Consider the following 26,439-nt stretch of genomic DNA (forward strand, 5'->3'; position numbering starts at 1 on the left):
TTGAATTTTTACTTTTTAACGAACACTGTTTTGAATATACTTGATCAAATTATTATACGGAAAAAGGAAGAAATTGCCGTAGCGAAAACGAAAGTATCTATGGAGGAATTAACAGCATATCCCCTATATAACCGTGTCTGTTATCGCCTACGTGATTTTGTTTTAGCCCCAGACAAAACAGGTATCATTGCTGAATATAAACGAGCGTCGCCTTCAAAGGGTATCATTAATGACCGGTCTGCCGTAGAGGAAGTAGTTAAAGGTTATGCTGATGCCCATGTTTCGGCTATTTCGGTGTTAACTGATCACGATTTTTTTAAAGGAAGTTTGGCCGATTTGGAAGAAGCGAGAGCTGTTGCAACTGTTCCGCTTCTTCGTAAAGACTTTATTATTGACGAGTACCAAATTGCCGAAGCTAAAGCATATGGTGCAGATATCATCTTATTGATTGCAGCCGTATTGACAAATGACGAGGTGTTACGCTTGGCTAAATATGCTAAGGCTCTAGGGCTAAATGTATTGTTGGAGATACACAATGAAGAAGAGCTCGAAAATAATACCATTGATGAAATTGACGCCATTGGCGTAAATAATAGAAACCTAAAAGATTTTACAGTATCCATCGAAAATTCTTTAGGTTTGGTAGACCGTATCCCGGATCGCTACGTAAAGATTTCAGAAAGTGGTATAAGTAATCCACAACTTATCCAACAGTTAAAACATGTAGGCTTCCATGGGTTTCTTATTGGCGAAAACTTTATGAAAACGGCTAATCCCGTGTTAGCGATTCAACAATTTACGCGAGAACTCAATAAATAATTATGATTTATTGGGGAAAGCTGATCTTTCCTAAGCATACCTGCGGAGCGGCAACTCCACCATTCATGTGATCGGCCGTTCCCGCTACGGTTTCATTGGCCAATACGGCAAACAGTACGGCTTCTTTAGCGTCAGCCGGAATACCGAGCGCGTCAAAACGGTGGATAGAACAACTGGGCAATGTTTCCTTTAAACAATGCATAAGAAAATGATTATGTACACCGCCGCCGCTGACATAAATTTCGTCAATGAGACTATGGACATTTAATGCTTGTATACCATGTGCAATGCTTTTTGCAGTAAACATGGTCAGTGTAGCCATCATATCAGCATGCGTAGGTGCAGAAAGGCGCGTTTGCTGTAGTGTTTTTTCAATATAAGCAAGGTTAAAAAGTTCGGGTCCGGTTGTTTTAGGTAAAGCAGCGGAAAAAAATGGATGATTCAATAACGCTGCCAATACATTGGAATTGACTTTACCCGACGCTGCCAATGCGCCGTCTTTGTCGAAGGGTTCATCCAACTCATGCTGCATATATTGATTCATCAAGGTATTTCCAGGGCCAGTATCAGACGCTAATAAAAGATCATCCGATGCATCCACCGCGGGTAGGTAGGTAAAATTGGCAATACCCCCTATATTCAATAAAATACGGCTACCCGTTTTAGGGGAAAAGAGTAATCGATCGCCATAAACTACTAGTGGAGCACCTTCGCCTCCAGCGGCGACATGTTTTTGCCTAAAATCAGATAAGGTAATGATGCCGGTTTTCACAGCAATATGGTCACCATCACCAATTTGGAAAGTGCTATTTGGATAGTGAAAATCATGGGTTAATGATTGAGGCGCATGATAGATTGTTTGTCCGTGAGAGGCAATGAGGTCTATTGCCGATGGGTTTATTTCCCATTCGTTTAAAGCAAGGAGTGTACATTCAGCAAACAGCGTTCCGATACGGGCATGCATAGCACTTAATTTTGCCATATTTACCGTAGGTTTTGAAAAAATTTCCTGAATATCTGCTCGGACCTGTGCGGAATAGGTTATTGTTTTAAAATGGTTGATTTGTAACTGTGTTTGCTCGCCACTGCCCTTTATTTGACATAGCGCTAAATCGAGGCCATCTAATGATGTGCCAGACATTAGACCTAAAATTAATCGTTCTCTTTTTCGGGCAATCGACGCTAATTTAGATACCATATTAAAAAAAATATTTTTTATGCACACGATTGTTTAGCAATAAAATTCAAAATTAACGTAAAAAGCTAAATATTTGCTATTGAGGAATATAATATTTCGTTATTTTTGCTTCTCACCTTAAACGAAAAATCCTCAAAATGGCTAGATTAAATCTATTGGAAGAAACGCGTTTCGAGAAACTTCCCGTAACCGTTTACAAAAATTCAAAGGCAGCCTCTTTAGCTGTAGCTGCACGTATTGCCAATTTAATTAAAGAAAAGCAAGAAAAAGGTGAGCAGGCCGTTCTTGGCCTTGCTACAGGTGCAACTCCGATTCAGGTTTACGCTGAACTTGTTCGGCTCCACCGGGAAGATGGCTTAAGTTTTAAAAATGTCATTACATTTAATTTGGATGAGTACTATCCGATGCAACCTGACGCTGCGCAGAGTTACGTTACCTTTATGAACAAACATCTGTTTGACCATATTGATATTAATCGGGAGAACATTCATATTCCTGACGGAAGGCTTAATCAATCAGAAATCCCTGCCTATTGTATGGAATATGAACGTAAGATTAGCGCAATAGGAGGCCTTGATTTTCAATTGTTAGGTATTGGTAGAACCGGACATATCGGTTTTAATGAACCAGGATCTGCGCCGAATTCAGGTACACGCTTAGTTACCCTGGATGATCTTACACGTAGGGATGCGTCTCGCGATTTCGGTAGCAAAGAGAATGTGCCTACCAAAGCAATTACTATGGGGATCGGTACGATCTTCAAAGCGCGTGAAATTATATTAATGGCTTGGAGTGAAGTCAAAGCAGAGATTGTTAAAAAGGCCGTAGAAGGGGAAATGTCTTCAGAAGTGCCTGCTACGTACCTACAACTTTCAGATCATGTAGAATTTGTGTTAGATGAAGGGGCTGCAAGCGAGCTTACCCGCTTTAATACCCCTTGGTTAGTAAAGGATTGTGTTTGGGATTCCCAGACGATTAAAAAGGCGGTTATTTGGTTGGCTCAAACGGTGAATAAACCCATCTTGAAGTTAACAGAAGAAGACTACAATAACCATGGCATGGCTCAATTAGCTACCGAGAAGGGGCCTGTATACAACATTAATATTGATATTTTCAATCAGCTGCAACACACCATTACCGGTTGGCCAGGAGGAAAACCTAATGCAGATGATAGTCAGCGGCCGGAACGTGCAGTACCAGCAAAAAAGAATGTGGTTATTTTCTCGCCACATCCAGATGATGACGTTATTTCCATGGGCGGAACATTTATCCGTTTGGCTGACCAAGGGCATAACGTACACGTCGCTTATCAAACGTCAGGAAATACCGCTGTTTGGGATGATGATGTATTGCGCTACATCGAATTTGCAGTTGATTTTTCTAAATCGTTAAATTTAGAAACGAAAAAATTTAAGGATTTATATAGCGAGGCACGGAAATTTATTGCTTCGAAAAAACCTAACCAGATTGATACCGAAGAAATACGGACCATTAAAGGGTTGATCCGTAAGGGAGAAGCCATCGCTGGGGCACGTTTTGCTGGTCTACCTGATGATCACATTCATTTTCAGAATTTACCGTTCTATGATCGGAGCAAGTTTTCCAAAACGGTATCGTATGAAGATGATATCCAGCAGACAATGGACTTATTGCAACAAATACGGCCTCATCAAATATTTACAGCTGGTGATTTTGCTGATCCTCATGGAACACATAAAGTGTGCTTCGATATTATTCTGGAAGCATTTAAACGGTTGCGTAAAACAGAAGCTTGGACAAAGGATTGCTGGCTTTGGCTATACAGAGGAGCCTGGCATGAATTTGAAATCCATGAAATCGAAATGGCCGTTCCACTGTCGCCACAGGAAGTGGTACGCAAAAGGCTCGCGATATTCAAACACCAATCGCAAAAGGATTTACCAGTATTCCCTGGTGACGATGCCCGTGAATTCTGGGTTCGTGCAGAAGATCGTACCAGTGAAACAGCACAGCGTTATGATGAATTAGGACTGGCGGATTATGAAGCAATAGAAGCTTTTGTGCGATGGAAATTTAATGACTAAGGTTAAACGAGTAACAAATATTGTGGGTGTTCGGAAATGCTAGGGTATTTTTCGGACACCCTATCTTCACGTGTCAATTTAATATTGGAAATCTCCATTAAAATTAACGCGTACGAAGAAGGGTTGTAAGTAGATATCCGTTAATACAGCAAATTCACGGCGAGTCAATTTTCGTGATAGGTCATAGGAACCTTTGAATTTGAAACGTTTGGCCCATCCCTTTTCTATTTCGGCATCTAGTTCGTCTCCCCTATTGGCAACATACTTGATTAAACTTAAAAGATCCTTCAGTGTTAGGGTAGCAATTTGCTTGTCTTTAAACCATATTTGACTTCGGGTATAAATTTGTTTAGTAATCGGTTCGATTTCGGCAGAAGAAACTAAACTGTCAGGATAAAAAAGAAACTGCTTTTGGCCATCTTTACGGTTATAGTGGCCTTGTAAAATACCTGTTGCACCGATGCGTTGAATCTGTTGGTAGTGGGGGTCTTGTAGACTAATATCTTGAAAAGGTAGGAGAAAACTTTTATTACCTAAGAGTTCACCTTGTATCGTTCTGGTATTGATTTTATCAGCAGTGGTATTAAAAAAAGCACAGTAAGCAGCAGCAGCTCCACTGGCTTGCCCTAACAGCATCAAAAGTGGAGTACTGTTAACATCGGTATAATAAGGGCTAAGGCTACCTTGGGGACGGGTAACGAAGAGGGTCGCTAATGCACTGTCCGGTAACATGTATGATAAAGGCACATTAAATATATCTTCATCTTCTTGTGTTACTGCAATACCCGTTCTGTAAAGTGGCTTATTATAACTGATCTGCGGAATCAATGATTTAGTAGTGTCGTTTTTAAATAGGATTTCCGGATGTTTGGTTTCTTTTCTAATCAATTCTTTTAGTGTGCCTTGCTGAGAGGCGTCTACTAATGCTTTTGCCTTTATGCGTTCTTTGTTGCTTAGGGTAACTTGCCAGCCTTTTCCCGATTTTTCTACCTGAAGAATAGTCGTGTGTTTTTTTACGGTCAGACGTTTAACAGTATCTGCTATGCCTTCAAAAACGTTTTGTGCAATTCGGGGAGTTATCATCTTCTTTGCAGCTATTACCGCCGAGTCTGATAGTTCTTTTACATTGGCTATTCCTTTTAGAAAGACCGCCCAAGAACCGGCATCGAGTGATTGATTCGTGGTAATAGATTTTGGCTCGCCTATAATAAGTGCGCCCCCAATGGCTGTGGAATCGATGATCCAGATGGTTTCTACGCCAGATTCTGCCGATTGGATAGCTGCGGAAAAGGCATCCGCTTCATGTCCATATACGATTACTTGTGGTTTAGCTGGCTTTTTTTGTTTTTGGGCAATACAAACAATAGTAGATAAGGTAAACAAAATCAATAGAAACGTCCTTGCCATATTTGATACATAAAAATACAGTGTGAAGTTACAGGTTTTTGTTCCTTTTTTCCACAAAAAGGAACAAAAACCGAGGAGCCTGCGATGCGTTCTGAACATGTTTAGTTAACAGGAACACCTCGTGAATAAACTCGCCGCTTCAACATTTACCGGAACGTTAATGTATGCCCATGCATGATCTAAATTTTGGATACAACATTTTCGGAGATCTACAAAAACCCACCATATACATTGCTTTAGGATTTTGAACAATTGACGGATTGAGGTATGGAAAGAAAGGATTGTTTAAAAGTCGCATTTCAACTGAAATGGAATAGAGAATTCGTTTATTTATCATTCAACGATGAACAGATACCTCGACTACACTACATTTCGCTTGATATGACGGTAACAGACTTTTTAAACAACCCTTTAAAGCGTTAATCCCAGAGGCTTAATGCAGACTTGAGATTAAAGTATTATTATTACGTAGCACTTTGTTGCTTCGCTTCTGCTTTCATTTTATCATTAGCTGTAATAACAATTTCTACTCTTCTATTTTGAGCCCTACCGGCTTCTGTACTGTTATCCGCAATAGGTTCATTAAAGCTTTTTCCTTCCGTTTTCGCACGTTTTCCAACTAAACCTTTTGAAACAGCATAGTCTTTTACTGCCTGTGCCCTGCGTTCAGAAAGCCCTTGGTTATAGGCTTCGGTTCCTTTATTGTCGGTATGCCCAATAATCAAAATGTCTGTATCAGGATTTTCGTTCAGCGACTTAACAAGATTGTCAATATTCTTTTTTGCTTCGGGCTGTAACGTCGTTTGATCAAACCCAAATAGAATACCAGAATCGAATTTTACGATAATGCCCTCTCCGGCTTTTACAACTTCAGCGCCATCTACAGTACGTTCAATTTCTGCCGCTTGTTTATCCATCTTTTTACCGATAAGTCCGCCGGCTACACCTCCAAGCGCTCCACCTACAATGGCTCCTACAGCGGTATTACCCGCTTTGTGCCCAATGAGCGCACCAAGCCCAGCTCCTCCAACGGCTCCTATTCCTGCTCCTTTCTGGGTGTTATTCATTGATTTAACCGTGTCGCAGCTGGATAGCAACATACACGAAGTGGCTAAGGCCACGCCAAAAACAGCTATATTTTTTTTAACGTTCATTTTAATTTTTATTAAGGTTAGGAAAATAAATGCAAACAAAGTGCCAAAAAAATGCCGATATGAAATATTATTTAATCAGATACTTAACATTTTATTTTTCATTTTCGTTCAATTTTTGCTCTGGTATTATGATTTTTGGTAAGGTATCTGCTTTAGGGCGGCCATCGCGCTCAAATTTTTCGAAGGCATTTTTGATATAATTTTGAATATCATATTCATTCCAATAGCGAGATTTAGCATAACTGGGGCGATAGAGCGATAAAAAATTCGTTAAATCATCTCCTTTTAAACCGGTTAATTCTCCCACATTGTACTTGTTGAACTTTTTATCGACTTCTGTTTCCTGAATTTCACGTTGAGCATAGGCATTAAACCGACGGGCATTTTTTGCCGTTCGTCCAAAAGCACCGTATAGGGATGTAAGTGGGCTTGCCAAATAGGAAAGTGCCTTCGGTTTACCAATACTATAGATTCCTTGTTTTTTATAATCCTCTAAAATATCGTTAAGTTCTTCCTTACGGGTTTTTCCGGTAACGGTAACTTCCTGCAGTTCAATTGTAGGATTCAGGGGGACAACAATATTGTCTGGGTCAACTATTCGATAATATTCTGAAGAATAAGCATATTTCGTAACAATGAGTGTATCCCCTGCTTTTGCAGGAATAGTGAATCCACCTTCACTATTGGAAATAGCTTTCTCTAAGGTCCTCCTATTTGTTATTGTGGCTTCATCAACCCGCTTTGGACTACCTTTCTCTACCACAATTCCATGCAGCTGTTGCTGTGCCTGAGCCAACAAACCGCAAACAGAGAAAAATAGTATTAAGAACGTTGTATATATACCGTTATGATATTTTTGATGCTTCATATTTATCCCGGTAAACATAGTAAAACCTAGGCATTATTGATGCTAAAAAATGTTAAATTAGCTTTCTACTGATGCTTATTCTACCCAATATAGCCATTTACTTTTTAACTGTTTAACTTAGTCAACCATTTTTAACTACCTTTGCATATGATAAAATCAATGACCGGATTTGGTATAGGAACCAAAGAAAGTGCCAAAGCGAAATATACGGTAGAAATTAAATCGCTAAATTCAAAATATTTAGAGCTGGGCTTAAAGATACCTAAAGCGTTTTCGGACAAAGAACTACTCCTCAGAAATGAATGTGCGCGTCATATTGAACGGGGTAAGGTTAATATTACTATTACCGTTGAATATACAGATACAACGGCTAAAGCGGCCACTATAGATACCCATTTGCTTAAAAATTATTATACACAGCTAAAAGAAGTGGCCGAATCTTTGGGAGATCCAGCTTCAGCTGTCTTCGAATTAGCATTAAATATGCCGGAGGTCATTACTTATCAGGAAGATCTGGCCGATGAAGAAGAGTGGAAGGATGTGCTGGAAACATTTCACCTTGCCTTAAAACAATTTCAGCAGTTTCGTACCGATGAAGGTGTCGTCTTAAAAGAAGATCTTTCTAAACGAAACCAATCCATATTGGATTTATTGCTGGTCGTTGAAACGCAAGAAACTTCCAGGATCCCGATGATTAGAGAGCGTATTCAACACTATTTGGAAGAGGCTGTGGGTACGGAAGCCATTGATAAAAATCGGTTTGAGCAAGAACTGATTTATTACATCGATAAACTGGATATCACAGAGGAAAAGGTGCGTTTAAGGAGTCATTGCGAATATTTTGCTAAAATATTGAATGCAACAGATGCCAACGGGAAGAAACTCGGTTTTATTTCACAGGAAATGGGCCGTGAAATCAATACCTTGGGGTCTAAAGCAAATGATGCTAAAATCCAACAAACGGTCGTGCGCATGAAAGAAGAACTCGAGAAAATCAAAGAGCAGTTGCTGAATATCTTATAACGTAATAAGAGTGGAAAACTTAATATAGACATAAGACATAAGTAGCAAGACACAAGACCAACTAATTAAGCGGAAAAGCTAAAGCCGATAGCTCCTAGAAATATCTTGATACTTGATACTTACGTCTTGATACTTGATACTAAATGAACGGAAAATTAATCATCTTCTCTGCCCCGTCAGGCGCGGGAAAAACAACAATTGTTAAACGATTATTAGAAAAATATACCGATAAAATTGCTTTTTCTATCTCTGCCAGTACTCGTGAACCCCGTGCAGGTGAAGTAGATGGCAGCGATTATTATTTTATTAGCAAGGAAGAATTTCTGCACCGCATTGCAAAAAAAGAGTTTGTCGAGTTTGAGGAAGTGTATTCCGGAACATTTTATGGCACTCTTCGCTCGGAAATAGAACGGATTTGGGCACAAGGCAAGGCGGTTATTTTTGATATCGATGTAGTAGGAGGGTTACATTTAAAACGGAAATTTGGCGAACATGCATTAGCTATTTTTGTACAACCACCTACGTTGGATGTATTAATTGAACGCTTACGTGGCCGAGGTACCGATAGTGAAGATAAATTGCGCGAACGTATTGAAAAAGCAGGTAAAGAATTGGCTTTTGCAGAACAGTTTGATGTTATATTAAAGAATGATGATCTGGAAGAGGCTTGTAAGGAAGCCTCAGCATTAGTGTTGAACTTTCTAAATAGGTAATAGTTGCCAGTTGCCAGTTGCGAGTTATGGGTTATTGGTTAATAGGTAATAGTGAATGGTTGTGCGAGGTGCTTATAGCTTATGGCTTATAGCCTAAAGCTTATTCCCTTTTTCAAAAATTTTTACTTAACAGGAGATGCATATGCAGAAAATAGGACTTTTCTTCGGTTCGTTTAATCCCATTCACGTTGGTCATCTTATTATCGCAAATTATATGGCCAATTATACCGATTTGTCTGAGGTTTGGCTGGTTGTATCGCCACATAATCCCTTGAAAAAAAAAGATAGTTTACTCAACCAATATGATCGTCTAGAAATGGTTAATCTAGCCCTAGAGGAAGCCGATCATCTTCGGTCTTCTGATGTAGAATTTAGGTTATCCCAGCCCTCTTATACCATAGATACCTTGGTTCATTTACGTGAACGCTATCCAAACAAAGCTTTTGTATTAATTATGGGGTCAGATAATTTGGCCACATTAAAGAAATGGAAAAACTACGAAATTATATTACGTGATTTTTCCATTTATGTTTATCCAAGGCCCAATCATGATATTTCAGAATGGATAAATTATCCGCATATTACGTTTACAGACACGCCATTAATGGAAATATCATCTACCTTTATACGGGACGCCTTAAAAGCAGGAAAAAATGTGCGCTATTTTTTACCAGAAAAAGTATTAGACTTTATTGATAAAAAGGGAATCTATCGGTAATTATTTTACTTTTTCCCCTGCGAAAAAAGTAACAAAACCGAAGAGCTTAGCGATGAGCCCATGAATACCTTAAAATAAAAATTGTGTCATTCATAAAAGCTCCCCGCTTCAAAATTTACAGGAACGACGGTGCCTCCCATTGCACGATGTAAATTTTAGAGGCGGTATTTTCGAAAGCCAAAGGTAAGTGCTTTTAACCATATTTGTTACCCGATTAGCTTGGGTTAAGGCTGGTTGTTCGCACTAACTCTTCGTTCTGCTTAACGATCGCCTAGGAAATTTACGGTTGGCAGGTTGATGCACTACCAATGTAGTAAAATTCCAAGCGATGAGTTTATTCACTACTTATCCATTTTAAAAGGTGTTCATGAACTCCCTTCGGTCGGTTTTGCTCCACTTTTTTCATGATGCGTTTGCTTTTAAAGGTATTCAAGCTACTTCGTGGTCTGCGGAAGAAAGTGGAAAACAATTAATGACCAAGTTCCGCCAGTTCCGCTTTCTCATCAATAGGGACTTGCGGAATAAAATCATCATAGGCCTCTGTATCTTGATCGGAGTAAGTGCCATAGGCATTTAAGAAAATCCCCTTTTGGCCGTCTTTGGTTTCAATAACATATAATACCGACATATCCGCCGGATCGCTCTCTCCTTCAAATCGATACGTTCGAACAATCGATAACTCATTAGGCTGGTATAATTTATCCGAAGGACCTAGCGTGGCTCCCTTTTTCGTGATCTTTAGTTCTTCACTATATCCTCTTTCACGAAGTTTATTCATTACAACCGACAGCGGTGTCATAGATGCTGATGTACTCATATGGATTGCTTATTTGTTTTTAGGATATAACAGTGCTTTCGAATAAATAGTTTTTGTTGGGTGGGCTATTCTCTTAACTTTGTAACGCATCAAAGCATTTGTAGCGCATGAAACTTTTTTTGTTAGACGGTATGGCCCTCATATACCGGGCACATTTTGCCCTAAGTAAGGCCCCGCGTTTTACGTCAACCGGTTTGAATACATCAGCGATTATGGGATTCACTAATACGCTATTGGAAGTGCTCAAAAAGGAAAGCCCTACCCATATGGCGGTAGTTTTTGATACGGATGCACCTACCGAACGGCACATATCGTTCGAGGCCTATAAAGCCCATCGGGAGGCTATGCCTGAAGATTTGGCTACGGCGATACCGTATATTATTCGATTGATCGAAGGATTCAATATTCCGGTTATTACCAAAGATGGTTTTGAAGCCGACGACATTATTGGCACGTTAGCAAAAAAAGCGGAACAGCAGGGGTTTGAAGTTTTTTGCATGACCCCTGATAAAGATTTTGCACAACTAGTTAGTGAACGTATTAAAATCTATAAACCTGCCCGTATGGGCAATGGCCATGAAATTTTAGGGGTTAAGGAGGTATTGGAAAAGTGGGAGATTCGGCGAGTAGAACAAGTTATCGATATTTTAGGGCTTTGGGGTGATGCGGTAGACAATATCCCAGGTATTCCAGGGATAGGCGAAAAAACGGCAAAGAAGCTTATTCAGGACTACGATTCGATGGAAAATCTATTCGCTAATAGTCATAAACTAAAAGGTAAACAGCGAGAGAATATCGAAACCTACGTCGAACAAGGACTCATTTCAAAAAAATTGGCCACGATTATATTGGATGTTCCAGTTGATTTAAATACAGAGGCATTGCTCATTAGAGAACCAAACAAAGAACTTCTGGAACCCTTATTTGCTGAGTTAGAGTTCCGTACTTTAGGTAGGCGGGTATTCGGTGACGATTTTAGTGTTGCGGAAGGGAAGGTAGCCGTGGGAGCTCAAATGGATCTTTTTGGCAGTTCTACTCCTATGACGGTAAGTGAAGAGCTTGGTGCCGAAATATCACCGGTAGGAAAACATATCGGAAATACCGATCATACGTATATATTTGCGGATACGGACGAGAAAATAGAAGAATTGTTGGGATTGCTTAAACAGCAAACAACTATTTGTTTTGATACCGAAACTACCGGAACGGATGCAAACTGCTGCGAGCTTGTTGGTTTAAGCTTTGCCTATGAACAAGGAAAAGCATGGTATGTCCCTGCGCCAGCTGATCAACTGATGTGTACTGCCTTGGTGGAGCGTTTTAAATCCGTTTTTGAAAACGAAGCGATTACCAAAATTGGTCAAAACTTAAAATTCGATATGCTTGTGTTGGGCTGGTACGGAGTACAGGTAAAAGGATCTTTATTTGATACCATGTTGGCGCATTACCTGATTGATCCTGAAACCAGGCATGGTATGGATGTATTGGCAGAGAATTATTTAGGCTATACACCGGTTTCTATCACTAGTTTAATTGGTCCAAAGGGAAAAAAGCAGCTCAATATGCGCGACATAGATCCACAAATAGTAAGCGATTATGCCGCAGAAGACGCCGATATTACGTTACAACTCAAGAAAGTGTTCGAACCTTTATTAGCCACAGTGGAAGCAAACCAATTAGCCTATGAGGTAGAATTTCCTTTGGTGCGTGTGTTGGTGGATATGGAAAGGGAGGGGGTTCGTATTGATGTAAAAGCGTTGACGGATTTTTCGTTAACGATTCAGAACGATGTACAAGTGCTTGAAGAACGGATCTACGAAAAAGCTGGTGTGCCGTTCAACATCGCTTCGCCAAAACAGTTGGGTGAAGTTCTTTTTGATAAATTGCAATTAGATCCCAAAGCAAAGAAAACAAAAACCGGCCAATATCAAACAGGCGAAGATGTGTTGTTGGCATTAGCTAATAAGAGTGATATTGTGCAGGATATTTTGGAATATCGGCAATTGCAAAAATTGAGATCAACCTATGTAGATGCCTTACCACAATTGATCAACGCTAAAACGGGGCGGGTGCATACTTCTTACAACCAGGCAGTGGCTGCTACAGGAAGACTAAGCTCTAATAATCCCAACTTGCAAAATATACCTATAAGAACAGAACGTGGCCGCGAAGTGCGCAAAGCATTTATTGCACGAGACGAGGAACACGTGATTTTATCAGCAGATTATTCACAGATCGAATTACGATTAATTGCAGAAATTAGTAAAGATGACAATATGCTGGATGCCTTTGCGAAGGGGCTTGATATCCATACGGCTACCGCAGCCAAGGTATATGGAGTAGCACTAGAAGAGGTTACGGCAGCTCAACGTAGAAATGCTAAAGCCGTAAACTTCGGAATCATTTATGGGCAGTCGGCTTTTGGACTATCGCAAAGTTTAGGAATCCCAAGAAGAGAAGCGGCCGATATGATTGAGCAGTATTTTCTTCAATACCCGGGAATTAAGGATTATATGAGTAACACGATTGCATTTGCCAAAGAGCATGGTTATGTGGAAACGCTTTTAAAACGAAGACGCTATTTACGGGATATTAATTCTGCTAATGCCACTATACGTGGCTTTGCTGAGCGGAATGCCATTAATGCTCCTATTCAAGGTTCGGCTGCAGATTTAATTAAGATCGCCATGATCAATATTCATCAGGAAATAATAGCGCAAGGTTTGAAAGGGAGGATGACCATGCAGGTGCATGATGAGTTGGTGTTTGATGTCCCTAAGGTAGAGATTGAAGCATTTAAGGTGTTTATTGAGGAACACATGAAAAATGCGTTAAAAACGGAAGTTCCCATTGTGGTAGAAATAGGCCAAGGGAATAGCTGGCTGGAAGCACATTAGATTTTATCCCATGAACAGAATTGATCCTAGTATCCTATTGATTTTAAGCTTATGTCTGGCCAGCCCCGTGCTTGCTCAAACAGATTCCGTGCAAACAGATACCCTTAAATCCACTTATTTTGAACCGTTGGAAGATGGACGGACACAGTTTTATTTTGATGAGCACTATTTTCTGGTCGATAGAGACTGTCAATATAAAACCATAGAGCGCGTAGGTAAATATAACGTTTCGTTAAAAAATTTCGATGGGCCATTTACCGATTATAATAACGATGGACAGGTTATTTTGACGGGGAACTATACAGGAGGCAAGAAGAATGGTCTTTTTACAGCGTATTTTGCCAATGGTCGGACGAAATGGATTATTCATTTTAAAGATGATCTGCCAGTGGATACTTCAAAGTATAATTATCCAGACGGGTTGCCGCTCCTGGAAATACGATATACCGATAGTGCCGCTTATGTACAGAATTTTTGGGATACCCATAGGCGACAACGAATTAAGGATGGAGATGGTAAGTTTGAATTTGCCGTTAAAGCGGAAGGATATAATGCGTATGGTTATACCTATACGAAATACCAGGGGAACGTAAAGGCTGGAAAACCAGACGGTGTTTGGAATATCTTTTTACTATACGATAATCGTGAACAGGATTTTGCGGGCTATGAACGGTTTGAAAAAGGTAAATTTAAAGCAGGTTATGACGAATTGGAAGGTGTACCTTATCAAGGGAATTCTAAACTTCAAATCGGCCCCTCGCTTTTCTTCCCTCAAGCTGAAGAGATGGTGAGCAAACACTGTACAATAGATGAAAACCAAGATTTCTCTCTCTTTATGGTGAAAAAACTGGAAAAGGCCTTCGCTCTTTTTGATGTGCGTGATTTAATACCCCAACCAACGGAATTGGAAATAACAGCTCATGTGGATAAGTCGGGAACGCTGCAACAGTTAGAACTTGTTAAGGGTCTGCCAAGTGAAGAAGCAGATAAAATAATCCGCAATACACTCCGAAATATCAATTATTGGATCCCATCATATGGTGATGGCGATTATATAGACGACGTTTTGCAGTTAAAAGCAGATGTTATTGCAGATGAAAATGGACGGCTTAAATGCTATAATTTAATGATTGAGCGGGAAAAAGGAATTTAAGGGGTGTCCAAAAAGTCGCCAACAACCGTCATCGTAAGTTTGTGTGCGACTTTTTGGACAGCTCTTATCTTGTTTACAACCTTATCGACTCGCCAATAGCTAACAGATGTAAATGAAGGCCAGCGTCAGCAAACTTACGCTTCGCCTCTTCTTCATCAATTTTAATGGGAGGAAAAGTGTTATAGTGTATGCCAATAATATGCTTGCAATTAATAAATCCTGCGGCTTTAATGGCATCATCTACCCCCATCGTGTAATGGTCGCCAATTGGCAATATGGCCCAGTCAAGCTGTTCATCAGCCAACAACTTCATTTCAAGTGTTAGTGCCGTATCGCCGGCATAGTAAATCTTCTTATCGCCACTTTTCAGCAGGTAACCAGCGGCAACCCCGCCGTATTGGCCATCTGGAGTAGCATTCGTGTGCAAGGCAAATACCATCTTTGCAGTTCCAAAGGAGGTCTTAATCGTTCCTCCAAAATTAATGCCTACGATCTTATCTTCGCTAACCCCTTGCCGATTCACCCAAGCTGCCGTTTCAACAATAGCGATAACCGTTGCGTTACTGTTTTTTTGTATTGCTGCAACATCAGCCACATGATCTACGTGTCCGTGACTTAATAATATGTAATCAGGCTGGAGTGTATGAATATCAATTGCTTTTGCTTGTTCGTTGGGTGTTATAAAGGGGTCGAATAACACATTGGCTCCTTCAAGATCCAACGCTACTGTTGCATGTCCATAAAATGTTGCTTTCATCTGTAAATAATTTTTTATCCATCGGTCAGCTGGAGCTTACCATGTTCAAACCCCGAAGGGCTCATGAACACCAATGGTATTTAAAATCCGTGAATAAATTTACATTTCCCTGTGTGATAAAAATGAAATTTTAAACATGGACGGTTCATAAACGTAAATTAAAAAGTAAAAAGGAAAAATTAAAAAAGCCGACCGACAGTGGCAGCGACGCTTCTTATTTGTTCACTATTTGTTACTGTTCGTGCAAGTGCCGCTTCATGTTTACTCATCAGCTTTATGCAATACGCTTTAAGCTTTAGGCACTTGTCTTATTGCTTAAAGCGTATAGCCTACAGCTGTCTGCTATTTAAACCTTACGCCTTATACCCTACACCTTATAACGTATAACTTACAACCTACAACTATTGACCAAACATTCCCCCCAAACCACCAAGCATATCTTTTGTGGCAGCTTGCATTTCTGTCTGGCTGATATGCTCTGCTTGTTGCATCGCCTTATTGACTGCCACGGTTAATAGCTCTTCCAATTCTTCCAGATCAGCATCCTCATAAAATGAGGGATCGATGGTGATGGCTTTAACTTCTTTATTCGCAGTAGCCTCCACTTTAATTAAACCACCCTCTGCTTCACCAAAAACACTAATGGTATCTAGCCGTTTTTTTATTTCCTCAGCCTTTTGCTGCGCTTGAAACAATTTGTCAAACATGTTTTTTAAGTAAAAATTAAAAAATAAAAATTAAAAAAGCCTCACTCCCCCACATAATCTCCACTACCGTTATATGCTCCTTGTCGTATCACAGGCATATCCAAAATATGGTAAAGATCATCCAAATGCATCAGACTACCGTTAGCCATATTACTTAACAAAACTATTGTGATATCGTTTTTTAAATCACGAACATATAAATTTTTAAAACCATGCCACCAACCGGTATGGTAAACGACATGTTCTTTGCCTTGTTCAAAGGTACGCCAACCAAAGCCATAATTAAAAACACCTTTCATCGACTTGCTGTTTTGCGGAGCATAGGCTGAATCCTGTAATGCCTTGTTGATTAGTCGGCCATCTCTTAGCGCACGGTCATATAAAAATAGATCTTCCACAGTGCTGTAAATTCCTTTATCACCAACCGGACCGTCGTGAAAATTTTGTACAACGGATCTTCTCCAAATCTTGTCGTGACCAACCACGTCTGTCGGGATTTTTTCATAATCTGCTTTGGAATAAACATTCGTATGTTTCATCCCTGCAGGATCAAATACATGTTCCTTCATATAGGTGGTGTAGGTCTCTCCGCTAACCTTTTCAATGATGGCTCCAAGAATCATAAAATTGGAGTTATTATAGTGAAAACGTGCATCGGGTTTAAAGTATGGAGCTGGTTTGTGTTCTGCCAATATTTTCATGACATCCAGATTAGTCATCCCTTTTTTCTTATCGGGCCATAAATCGTCCGTAAAATAAACATAATTGATCAAGCCGGAGCGGTGTGAAAGTAACATCCGGATGGTAATACCATCGTAAGGAAAATCTGGAAAGAATTCCTTCACCTGCTGGTTAAGTTTTAATTTACCTTCTTGCACCAATAATAAAATACCTGTAGCAGTCAAGGTTTTGGATACTGATGCCAGTTCAAATTGCGAACGCAGTTTAAGGCTGTCTTTTAGTAAATAATTTGCCCAACCAAAACTATTTTCATAAATGATTTTTCCCTTTTTTGCGACCAGCACATTGCCATTAAAAGCGGAGTGCTTATGTAGTTTTTGCATAAATGCATCGATTTCCCGATTGGCTTGTTTAGGATTATACAATAACCGTATACTATCGGTAATGGCTTGTTCTTTTGCTATTTTCTCTTTTTTCTGACTAGCTGAGCTACATGCGGCTAAGCTAAGTAAAGACCATAAAAAAAATTTTATAAATGACTTCAATGTTCGGGTGTTTACAAATTTGTTTAATCCATTATACCATAAATGGAATGGCGAATTTGGTAAAATATTGTGTTAAATGCCAATTTAATGAAATTTTTACGATTTCCGTTCTTCCCTCGCTCAGGGGCCAATGCATAATAGGGTTTACCTATGCCTTATTTGCAACGGCTCTTCGTTCTGCTTAAATCCGTCTTAGAACGTTGATGCTTATCCTGTGAGGCACCACCGTAGCAATTCGGAATTAACTTTTTTACTATTATCAGCTTCTTATGGCGTAAACCGACAGGCCCGAATGGTAGGGTAATGCATTGCATATGAAAGGCATTTTAGCTAAGTTTGTAGGCATTATCATAAAATAAAATACAATGACCTACAGAATAGAACACGATACCATGGGCGAGGTGAAAGTACCTGCTGAGAAATACTGGGGTGCTCAAACCGAAAGATCGCATGAAAACTTTAAAATTGGCGCTGAAGGCTCTATGCCTAAAGAGATTATTGCGGCTTTTGCTTATTTAAAGAAAGCAGCGGCATATACCAATACGGATGCAGGGGTTTTACCTCAGGAAAAGCGTGATCTGATTGCTCAGGTTTGTGATGAAATTTTAGACGGTAAATTGGCCGGTGAGTTCCCTTTGGTTATTTGGCAAACCGGTTCAGGCACACAATCCAATATGAATGTTAACGAAGTGATTGCTAACCGGGCACATGTTATCCAAGGCAATCAATTAGGTGAAGGTAAAACATTTATTCATCCAAATGACGATGTGAATAAATCACAATCATCGAATGATACCTATCCTACGGCTATGCATATCGCAGCCTATAAATTATTGCTCGAAACGACCATTCCTGGTGTAGAGAAATTGAGAGATACGCTAAAAGCTAAATCGGAACAATTCAAAAGTGTCGTCAAAATTGGCCGTACACATCTGATGGATGCTACACCTTTAACATTAGGACAAGAGTTTTCCGGGTATGTTTCCCAATTAGACCACGGTTTGAAAGCCTTACGTAATACGCTTGATCACTTGTCGGAATTAGCGTTAGGGGGTACAGCTGTTGGAACGGGTATTAATACACCAAAAGGATATGCCGTAAATGTGGCCAAATACATTGCCCAATTTACAGGTCTACCCTTCCGTACGGCTGAAAATAAGTTCGAAGCCTTAGCGGCGCATGATGCCATGGTTGAAAGTCATGGAGCGTTAAAGCAATTAGCGGTTTCGTTGATGAAAATTGCCAATGATGTTCGTATGTTAGCTTCTGGTCCGCGTTCGGGTATCGGCGAATTATTGATTCCTGAGAATGAACCGGGATCATCCATTATGCCCGGAAAGGTCAATCCTACCCAATGTGAGGCTTTGACAATGGTCGCGGCTCAAGTGATGGGTAACGATGTCGCCATCACCATAGGAGGTGCTACAGGACACTATGAACTGAATGTATTTAAACCGTTAATTGCTGCAAATTTCTTACAATCGGCTCGCTTACTTGGAGATGCTTGTGTTTCCTTTAATGATCATTGTGCTGTCGGCATTGAGCCTAACTACGAAGGAATTAAGAAACATGTAGAAAATTCGTTGATGTTGGTTACCGCGCTAAATCCATATATCGGCTACGAGAATGCTGCGAAAATCGCTAAAAAAGCGCATAAGGAAAATAAATCTCTTCGAGAAGCTGCGTTAGCGCTTAACCTGCTTACCAATGAGCAATTTGATCAATGGGTTCGGCCGGAGGACATGATTGGTGGGTTGAAATAGCAGCTTACTTGGAGGAAATGAATAGTAGAAGGTACCGGTACCGTTTCCCTTTTTGCCAAAAGATAAGCGCATATCCATTACTCCTTATGGGTATGTGCTTGTTTTTTTTTGCTGGCTGTAAATTCAATCCTAATATACAAGGAGAAGGAGAACCTTACCTTCAAGGGGTTTGGGTTCAAGATTCGGTACCCAATCAGGAACAGTTACTGACCTATAGTTTATATCGGTTTAAGTTTACCTGTGATTCCGTGTACATCACATTAAAAACCTTTAGCAAGGTGAAAACGGTAGTCGACTCCTGTTTTGGCAACGGACAATGGGATGAATATGCCAAAGGAGTTTATTTGGTAAGAAACGATAGTTTATTAATTGAATCGACTTTCACACATCCTAATTGGCGACAAAAACTTACCGGTTGTCATCGTATCGGTCAATTTCTCCCGCGGTTTAAGGTGCTTAAACATACGGAAGATTCGCTGTACTTGGAAAGTCAATATTATCAAACACCAGTTAACGTAAAAAAAATAGAAGCCATTACGTGTGTACCAAAAGCACGTTAGGCATTTTCTATAGATAAAAATTATGAAGGTAGAAATAAGCCGGCTGTATATAGGAATTTTTTTGCTCGTTATAAGTTATGGTAAAGCCATGGGGCAAGAAGAGCGACCTGGATTATATAAACGGTTCATGAATGGTAAGCTCATGCAGAGCAAATTGGTTCAAAAATTTATCTCTACCGAAAAGGATTCCTCCCGGTCGGCGGGATTTGTGGTGTTACCCTTGTTAGGATATGCTCCCGAAACCGGATTGGAATATGGGCTTTCTGGTATCTATAATTTTTATTTGGACAAGCAGGATACGCTTATTCGGACATCAAGTTTAGTGTTACAGGGATCGTTTACCACAAAGCACCAAACTAATCTTAAGTTTACGTCAGATATTTGGACAAGAGGAAATAATTTTCACTTTCTTTCAGAGTTGCGGTATAAGGATTTCCCGTTTAATTTTTATGGTTTAGGGAAGGATACTTGGAAAGCAGATAAAGATTCGTTGACCCAACGATTATTTCGTTTTAAATGGGAAGGAGAGAAGAAAATAGTTCCGCATTATTATGCTGGAATAGGCGTATTGTATGAGCATCATCGCTATCGGGATGAAGCGATAGGTGGAATTTATGATCGTATACCACTTTATGGAAGAAATGGAGGGAAATATCTTTCTTTTGGAATATCGCAGGCTTACGATACTCGAAATAGTAACCTGTATACCACTAAAGGGTATTTTGCGCGGTTAGTAGTACATTATACGCCTGATTTCTGGGGAAAGGAAAATTTTCATGGTACTAATGCTGAAATAGATTTGAGAGCGTTTTATCCACTAACAGAAAAATTAACACTTGGCCTGCAAGCAACATATAGTGAATATTTTGGAGATACGCCTTTTTATCTTTTACCACAATTGGGTAGCGATGAAACGATGCGGGGATACTATCCGGGTAGGTACCGCGATAAGCTATTAGTTACTTCGCAGGCAGAGCTCCGTTACCGCATCCATCCACGCATTGGTTTTGCTGCTTTTGCGGGTGGCGGATCGGTTTATCACCAGAAATTTGACTTTTCATCATTGAAACCTTCTTATGGCGGAGGATTACGTTATTTCTTTGATTTGGAGCATAATTCAAGCGTTCGTATAGATTATGGTGTAGGCGAGAAAAGACCAGGAGAACCAAGGCAAACAGCTTTTTATCTATCGCTTGGGGAAGCGTTTTAGGTAAGGTTTAAGGTCTGAAATGTAGGGTATAAGGAAGGCACGAGCAATCCGCCAGTGGTCTCGGATAGGCTCAATAACGATCAGCTAAATAAGGTATAAGGCGTATGTGGGGTACAATCAACCAACACTTAATATAGTCTGCCAGACACTCGTAAAGGGTAACGCGCAACGAACAACTAATACAAACTAGAACCTGATTTTGAAATGTTCCTTCGCTTGATCTTGTTTGAAGAAAACCACTCCAATATAAAATAGGTCGATGGTAAGACTAACTTGTGGATGCGCCTTGATTATTGTCCAAGCTTCTTTCATGCCTTTGCTCCAATAGATGTCATCAAATATAAGTACCGTTTGTGGATGTACCTTTGGAAGACACCAATTAAAATAACGAAGTGTCGCCTCTTTTCGATGGTTACCATCAATGAAGAGAAAGTCGACGCGCGGTATTTCTTGAAGGATCTGTGGTAGGAGTTCATCGAAATTACCCACTTTTACGGTAACGTTTTTTATCGATAGATCTTGCAAATTTTGTTGAGCGATTGCTGCAGTCTGCGGGCAGCCTTCAATCGATATTAAATGGGCACTAGGTGTAGCGCTAGCCAAATAGGCCGTTGTAATGCCCAAGCATGTACCTAATTCAATAATCATTTGTGGTGAAAACCTATTGGCCAAACGAGCAAGTAATTTGGCCACTCTTTGAGGTTTTAGGGCGTTTTTCGCGATGGTTTTTACCTTCTTCGCTTTTCCATGATGCAGCATTGATCCGGCACCATAATCGGTAACGGTAATCATGCGGCTATCTTTTTTAAGTGCGGATCGTTTGCTTTCTATCTGTTGCTCATCAAGTATGGGGGTGTAACGATAGATCACTTCATCAACCAGTTGATAAACGAAGGGTGAATGGATGCCGTGACGGGTTTTAGCAGTGAAGCGATGGATAAAATAATCCAAAAAGAAATGATAGTTAGCCATGTCTTGACAAAGATAGCTTTTTATAGATTATGCATCCCAGTATGTCGCCATAAGCTGAAAATTTATTCTTGTAATCTCGAAAAATCAAAGATTTCATTCGTTGTAACTTTCAATGCCAAGGCGATCTGATACACCATGAACGAAGAGGGGTTCACCCTTCCATTCTCAATTCGGCCAAGGGCTTGGTAGTCTTTGCCTAAAAGTGCTGCTAACTCAGGCTGTGTGAGGTTCTGTTCTTCACGGAGTGCTTTTATCCGTTTTCCCAGATTGATTTTAAAGTTCTCCAAATCCTCATCCATTTCTCCTACTAAACACAGGATAATTTCAAAAAAACAAGAAGGCGCCCTTTTAGACGCCTTCATTTTTGTACATACCCCAACTATAAACTTTATCCTGTTTATGCATTTAGCTAAAATTCATGTAAGTTTGTATATGCTAAATGATAATGAAATCAGCTCCTTGATTCAGTTGTTGGATGATCCCGACGATGGTGTTTATCAGCATGTTGAAGAGCGGTTGCTAGCTGAAGGGGTCACGGTGATTGGTTCTTTAGAGGAAGCTTGGGAGCGATCATTTGATACCTTATTGCAATCAAGGATTGAGAACCTGATCCATAAAATCCAGTTCGAACAGGTGCATCGCGAATTGGAGCTTTGGCTAGTGAGTGGTGCGTTTGATTTGCTGCAGGGCCTAATTATTGTCAATAAATATCAATATCCAGATTTAGATGAGCAGACCATCATTAATCAAGTAGACGAAATCAAACGTGATGCTTGGTTAGAAATGATGTATAATATGAATGCGGTGGAAAAGGTGCGGTTATTAAATAATGTGTTTTATAATATGCATGGGTTTAAGGGAAATACGAAGAATTACCATGATCCGCAGAATTCGTATATCGGAAAAGTCTTGGAAACCCGTAAAGGTAATCCCATATTATTAGCCTCACTATATAGTATTGTTGCACAACGCTTAGATATTCCCATTTATGGGGTTAACTTGCCTAGACATTTCATTCTGGCTTATTTAGATGAAAATATAAAATCAGGTGAAGAAGAGATCTTATTTTATATCAATGCCTTTAATCGGGGGCAGATTTTTGGACGTCACGATGTACTCTCTTTTCTAAAACAACTGAACCTTCCACATCATAAAGAATTTTTTGTCCCTTGCGATAATAAAGCGATTATTAGTCGGGTATTGCGCAACCTGTTAGCAGCCTATCATCAGGCGGGAAACCTGGAGAAAGCGAATGAAATGGAACGCTTACTCACACTTTTTAACGAGTAGCTAATAACCCGCTATCCGTATTGATTACTTACCTGCACTTCTTGCATCGAGATAGATGAATGAAGGGGTTAAGCTGGTACTTACGGATTGGTCAGGAGCGGTATCACTAGCAGCATCGATAGCGAATCGGAGGATACGTTTATTCCGGTCGGCCACATAAATAAATTGATTTCGATCGGGCGAACCGGCAATAGCGACGTCAACAGGGTTAGCTAATGTGGTGGCAGCCCCGGTAATGATCCGTGAGGGTAAGATATTCCCACCGGAAGCGATCACTTGGCTAGCATTTTCAATGAGGTAAACCTTTCCGTCCACGGTGGTACCACTAGCGTCTTCTCCCAAATCTGTTATAGCCAGCATATCTAGCGAATCAGAATAGGCAATTCCGCGTAGATCATTTGCACCAGTAATGGTTAAGGTATAATCGGGTGTTCCCTTGACAAGTTGGTCGCCAGCAGTAATGTTGTGCATTTTAAATGCCCAAATTTGTTTGGTGTCACCCAGCATGGAGACAAGCATGACCGAGTCATCGCTAATTTTCATGCCTGATGCCAAATCCCAAGGCCGTGCATCCAACTGTAACCTTTTTTTAGGATATTGTTGACCAGATAACTTTCCTGGATTATAATACATATTTAAGGATGCGGTATCGGTGGCATCATTGGTAATGAACAATAAATCGGAATACCTATCGTATTCGATGGCACGCGGGCTATGGAGCTGAACCGTATCTTTAAAGCTTCGCGAGGTGGTGCCTAAGGTACCCACATCGTTTACCGAGAAATATTTTACGGTAGTATCATCATGGCTTATTTGAAACCCTTGGGATAAAATTGGACTGAAAAAGATACCCATGCCTCTTTTAGGCGTAGAATTCAATGCTTCACTAGAGCCAGTGGTAGGGAAATAATCCGTACTATCTGCCGGATCATAGACAACAATGTTTTCAAGCGGACCGCTATCATCAGTGGCAAGATCGGAAAACGAAACATACAACCGTGATATAGGAGAAATGGGATAATCCGGTTCATCATCCGCACGTTTACAGGTTACCCATACGCCCACGATAAGTAGTACTAAAAAACTCAATAGAAATGCACGCCTCATGCTTACATCATTTAGCGCAAACATAGCTAAAATTGGTCTGTTTCGCAACTTCCAACTAATAACTACCTTTGTATAGTTAAAATTTATAATATGACACTTGTACAATTAGAATATATTATAGCGGTAGATACCTATAGAAGTTTTGTGGCTGCCGCAGAAAAATGTTTTGTAACGCAACCGACCTTAAGCATGCAAGTCCAAAAATTAGAAGAGTCGCTTGGTGTTCGGATTTTTGATCGCAGTAAACAACCCGTTGTTCCCACGGAGATTGGTGAAGAGATTCTTAGGCAGGCCAGGATTGCGGTACAGGAAAGCCAGAAGATAAAGGAACTCGTGACCAACAGAAAGGGGGAATTAGAAGGCGATCTAAAAATTGGTGTTATACCAACAATTGCGCCCTATTTATTACCAAAGGTACTGGGTAGTTTTATGGAAAAATACCCCAAATTGCGCTTGCATGTTTGGGAATATACGACAGAAAAAATCATTCGGGAATTGAAGGTGGGGCTCTTGGATTGTGGCATTTTATCCACTCCCATTCACGAACCTACGTTGCAGGAACACCTGTTATTTTACGAAACATTTGTGGCCTATATCTCAAAAGAAAGTGAGCTGAATAAAAAGAAAATGGTAACGGCCAATGATGTTTTAGAAGAGAAACTTTGGTTGTTAAATGAAGGGCATTGTATGCGTAATCAGGTACTCAATATTTGTAGTCGAAAGAAATCTACTCATCCCGAGGAAGCTTTTGAATATAATACGGGAAGTATTGAGACGCTAAAGCGTATGGTTGATACCAATGCAGGGGTAACCATTATGCCTGAGTTGAGTATTGGTATGTTTAGTGTGGAGGAATTAGATCAGGTGCGCTATTTTAAGTCGCCCGAACCCGTACGTGAAATTAGCCTGGTGACGCAAGAAAATTACTTAAAACGGAAGGCTATTGAGGCTTTTAGAAGCGAAATTCTAGCTATTTTACCAAAACGCTTTAAAAGCCGCAAGAAAAAAGAAGTGATGGCCATAGATTAAGCAGGGGGAGGTGTCGTTTCCTTTTCTTTTTTAGGCGTATCGATAAATTCAGTCTGGTTAATCCGCACGGCTATCGACGAAGGTTTGATGCCATCACCAAACATTTCTGCATTCTTTTCTGTAAATTCGGCTCCGAAAAATAGGATAGATGAGGTATAGTTAATCCAGAGTAGAATAATAACAATAGAACCGGCCGCCCCATACCCCGATGCGGGTGCCGCATATTGCATATATAATCCGATTGCCCATTTTCCGATCATGAAGAGTATAGCGGTGAAAAAGGCTCCAGCCCGTATATCTTTCCATTTTATTTTGACATCGGGTAAAAATTTAAAAATACTGCCAAAAAGTACCGATAATACAATAAATGTAATCAATGTGTTGACTATGTAAAGTACAACATTGGTGGTTTCATCCAATAGATCAAGGCCAAATACATTTAAATCAGGTAGATAATGAATAACAGTTGTGCTGATAACCGAAATAATGACATTTAATAGTAGCGATACAACCAATAGAAAGCCCAATATTAGAACAATAGAAAAAGAAAGTGCCCGATCAATGAGTAATTTTACCCACCCCCTTTTAGGTTTTGGTTTTACATTAAAAATGAGATTTAGAGAATCTTGCATTTCAATGAAAACCTTAGTGGATGCGAAAATTAAGGTGCCTACGCCGATAATGGAAGCAATAAGAGAGCCTTTGCCTACGGATAAATTCTGTATAAGGGATTGAATTAAAGCGGCAGCATCTGGTCCGACAAACTCGTTAATCTGTTGAAAGATCTTACCTTGCTGTGCGTCGTCGCCAAGGACAAAACTAACTACTGCCAGTACAATAAGTAGTAAGGGAGCTAAGGCAAATATCGTGTAATAGGATAAAGCAGCGCTTAGTTTAGATACTTTATCATCGCCAAAACCGATAGCTGTTGCTTTAAGTAGCGTAAAAGAGTCTTTGTAGAACGATCGTTTTAAGATTTTCATAGCGC

At 40.0% G+C, this 26,439-nt stretch carries 24 protein-coding genes; 12 read left to right on the top strand and 12 right to left on the bottom strand.

The window, feature by feature from the left end; all coding sequences use genetic code 11:
* The first annotated feature begins 30 nt into the window (after positions 1–30).
* Positions 31–819: an indole-3-glycerol phosphate synthase TrpC gene (trpC, locus tag ABD930_RS04445; RefSeq protein ID WP_345230494.1), complete on the top strand. Its 789-nt coding sequence runs from the start codon at positions 31–33 to the stop codon at positions 817–819.
* A gap of 7 nt (positions 820–826) precedes the next feature.
* On the opposite strand, the gene ABD930_RS04450 is transcribed toward trpC, so the two are convergent.
* Complete coding sequence (locus tag ABD930_RS04450) at positions 827–2,017, bottom strand: anhydro-N-acetylmuramic acid kinase (RefSeq protein ID WP_345230495.1); 1,191 nt, start codon at positions 2,015–2,017, stop codon at positions 827–829.
* Positions 2,018–2,154: 137 nt separating this feature from the next.
* Here ABD930_RS04450 and nagB point away from each other — a divergent pair, with 137 nt between their 5' ends.
* Positions 2,155–4,080, top strand: coding sequence for a glucosamine-6-phosphate deaminase (gene nagB, locus ABD930_RS04455; RefSeq protein ID WP_345230496.1), 1,926 nt, complete (start codon positions 2,155–2,157; stop codon positions 4,078–4,080).
* Positions 4,081–4,158: 78 nt separating this feature from the next.
* Here nagB and ABD930_RS04460 read toward each other — a convergent pair whose 3' ends face one another.
* The 3 genes from ABD930_RS04460 to ABD930_RS04470 form a co-directional block, all read right to left on the bottom strand.
* Positions 4,159–5,487, bottom strand: a complete 1,329-nt coding sequence (locus ABD930_RS04460) for an FAD-dependent oxidoreductase (protein WP_345230497.1) — start codon at positions 5,485–5,487, stop codon at positions 4,159–4,161.
* A 464-nt stretch (positions 5,488–5,951) separates the two neighbouring features.
* Positions 5,952–6,641 (bottom strand): YiaD family glycine zipper/OmpA-like lipoprotein, encoded by a 690-nt coding sequence (locus ABD930_RS04465; protein WP_345230498.1) that lies wholly within the window; start codon positions 6,639–6,641, stop codon positions 5,952–5,954.
* Between the two features lie 91 nt (positions 6,642–6,732).
* Positions 6,733–7,509, bottom strand: coding sequence for a hypothetical protein (locus ABD930_RS04470; protein WP_345230499.1), 777 nt, complete (start codon positions 7,507–7,509; stop codon positions 6,733–6,735).
* 147 nt (positions 7,510–7,656) lie between these two features.
* Between ABD930_RS04470 and ABD930_RS04475 the strand changes: the two genes are divergently transcribed.
* From ABD930_RS04475 to nadD, 3 genes are all read left to right on the top strand, one after another.
* Positions 7,657–8,532 (top strand): YicC/YloC family endoribonuclease, encoded by an 876-nt coding sequence (locus ABD930_RS04475; protein ID WP_345230500.1) that lies wholly within the window; start codon positions 7,657–7,659, stop codon positions 8,530–8,532.
* A 143-nt stretch (positions 8,533–8,675) separates the two neighbouring features.
* Positions 8,676–9,245 (top strand): guanylate kinase, encoded by a 570-nt coding sequence (gmk, locus tag ABD930_RS04480; protein WP_345230501.1) that lies wholly within the window; start codon positions 8,676–8,678, stop codon positions 9,243–9,245.
* Positions 9,246–9,387: 142 nt separating this feature from the next.
* On the top strand, positions 9,388–9,963 hold the full coding sequence (gene nadD / locus ABD930_RS04485; RefSeq protein WP_345230502.1) for a nicotinate (nicotinamide) nucleotide adenylyltransferase: 576 nt from the start codon (positions 9,388–9,390) through the stop codon (positions 9,961–9,963).
* A 469-nt stretch (positions 9,964–10,432) separates the two neighbouring features.
* Here nadD and ABD930_RS04490 read toward each other — a convergent pair whose 3' ends face one another.
* Complete coding sequence (locus ABD930_RS04490; protein ID WP_345230503.1) at positions 10,433–10,780, bottom strand: hypothetical protein; 348 nt, start codon at positions 10,778–10,780, stop codon at positions 10,433–10,435.
* Between the two features lie 107 nt (positions 10,781–10,887).
* On the opposite strand from ABD930_RS04490, the gene polA reads away from it, so the two are divergent.
* Together polA and ABD930_RS04500 are read left to right on the top strand one after the other, a co-directional pair.
* On the top strand, positions 10,888–13,677 hold the full coding sequence (polA, locus tag ABD930_RS04495) for a DNA polymerase I (RefSeq protein WP_345230504.1): 2,790 nt from the start codon (positions 10,888–10,890) through the stop codon (positions 13,675–13,677).
* 10 nt (positions 13,678–13,687) lie between these two features.
* Positions 13,688–14,830 (top strand): toxin-antitoxin system YwqK family antitoxin, encoded by a 1,143-nt coding sequence (locus tag ABD930_RS04500; protein WP_345230505.1) that lies wholly within the window; start codon positions 13,688–13,690, stop codon positions 14,828–14,830.
* A 73-nt stretch (positions 14,831–14,903) separates the two neighbouring features.
* Here ABD930_RS04500 and ABD930_RS04505 read toward each other — a convergent pair whose 3' ends face one another.
* From ABD930_RS04505 to ABD930_RS04515, 3 genes are all read right to left on the bottom strand, one after another.
* Positions 14,904–15,587, bottom strand: a complete 684-nt coding sequence (locus ABD930_RS04505; RefSeq protein WP_345230506.1) for a metal-dependent hydrolase — start codon at positions 15,585–15,587, stop codon at positions 14,904–14,906.
* Positions 15,588–15,988: 401 nt separating this feature from the next.
* Entirely contained in the window at positions 15,989–16,294 is a 306-nt protein-coding gene (locus ABD930_RS04510) for a YbaB/EbfC family nucleoid-associated protein (protein WP_345230507.1), read from the bottom strand.
* A gap of 41 nt (positions 16,295–16,335) precedes the next feature.
* Positions 16,336–17,520, bottom strand: a complete 1,185-nt coding sequence (locus tag ABD930_RS04515; protein ID WP_345230508.1) for a serine hydrolase domain-containing protein — start codon at positions 17,518–17,520, stop codon at positions 16,336–16,338.
* A gap of 365 nt (positions 17,521–17,885) precedes the next feature.
* Between ABD930_RS04515 and fumC the strand changes: the two genes are divergently transcribed.
* Genes fumC through ABD930_RS04530 form a run of 3 tightly spaced genes read left to right on the top strand, consistent with a single transcriptional unit; the run spans position 17,886 to position 21,053 of the window.
* Positions 17,886–19,283, top strand: coding sequence for a class II fumarate hydratase (gene fumC, locus ABD930_RS04520; protein WP_345230509.1), 1,398 nt, complete (start codon positions 17,886–17,888; stop codon positions 19,281–19,283).
* Positions 19,284–19,300: 17 nt separating this feature from the next.
* Complete coding sequence (locus ABD930_RS04525; RefSeq protein ID WP_345230510.1) at positions 19,301–19,843, top strand: fumarate hydratase; 543 nt, start codon at positions 19,301–19,303, stop codon at positions 19,841–19,843.
* 22 nt (positions 19,844–19,865) lie between these two features.
* The gene (locus ABD930_RS04530) at positions 19,866–21,053 is read left to right on the top strand and encodes a BamA/TamA family outer membrane protein (RefSeq protein WP_345230511.1); all 1,188 of its coding nucleotides are present in this window, start codon (positions 19,866–19,868) and stop codon (positions 21,051–21,053) included.
* Between the two features lie 186 nt (positions 21,054–21,239).
* Here the strand turns inward: ABD930_RS04530 and ABD930_RS04535 are convergent, their stop codons facing one another.
* Entirely contained in the window at positions 21,240–22,025 is a 786-nt protein-coding gene (locus ABD930_RS04535) for an O-methyltransferase (protein ID WP_345230512.1), read from the bottom strand.
* Positions 22,026–22,087: 62 nt separating this feature from the next.
* Positions 22,088–22,387 carry a helix-turn-helix domain-containing protein gene (locus ABD930_RS04540; RefSeq protein ID WP_345230513.1) on the bottom strand — a complete coding sequence of 100 codons (300 nt, stop codon included), beginning with the start codon at positions 22,385–22,387 and terminating at the stop codon, positions 22,088–22,090.
* A 70-nt stretch (positions 22,388–22,457) separates the two neighbouring features.
* Here ABD930_RS04540 and ABD930_RS04545 point away from each other — a divergent pair, with 70 nt between their 5' ends.
* Positions 22,458–23,315: a transglutaminase-like domain-containing protein gene (locus ABD930_RS04545; protein ID WP_425571103.1), complete on the top strand. Its 858-nt coding sequence runs from the start codon at positions 22,458–22,460 to the stop codon at positions 23,313–23,315.
* Positions 23,316–23,339: 24 nt separating this feature from the next.
* Here the strand turns inward: ABD930_RS04545 and ABD930_RS04550 are convergent, their stop codons facing one another.
* Entirely contained in the window at positions 23,340–24,422 is a 1,083-nt protein-coding gene (locus tag ABD930_RS04550) for an NHL repeat-containing protein (RefSeq protein WP_345230515.1), read from the bottom strand.
* A 90-nt stretch (positions 24,423–24,512) separates the two neighbouring features.
* On the opposite strand from ABD930_RS04550, the gene ABD930_RS04555 reads away from it, so the two are divergent.
* Positions 24,513–25,451, top strand: coding sequence for a hydrogen peroxide-inducible genes activator (locus ABD930_RS04555; RefSeq protein ID WP_345230516.1), 939 nt, complete (start codon positions 24,513–24,515; stop codon positions 25,449–25,451).
* On the opposite strand, the gene ABD930_RS04560 is transcribed toward ABD930_RS04555, so the two are convergent.
* A complete protein-coding gene (locus ABD930_RS04560; protein WP_345230517.1) occupies positions 25,448–26,434 on the bottom strand; it encodes a YihY/virulence factor BrkB family protein in 987 nt (328 codons plus the stop codon). The genes ABD930_RS04555 and ABD930_RS04560 overlap by 4 nt on opposite strands.
* Between the last annotated feature and the right edge of the window lie 5 nt (positions 26,435–26,439).

This window comes from Olivibacter ginsenosidimutans, from assembly GCF_039542865.1.
GTDB lineage: Bacteria > Bacteroidota > Bacteroidia > Sphingobacteriales > Sphingobacteriaceae > Olivibacter > Olivibacter ginsenosidimutans.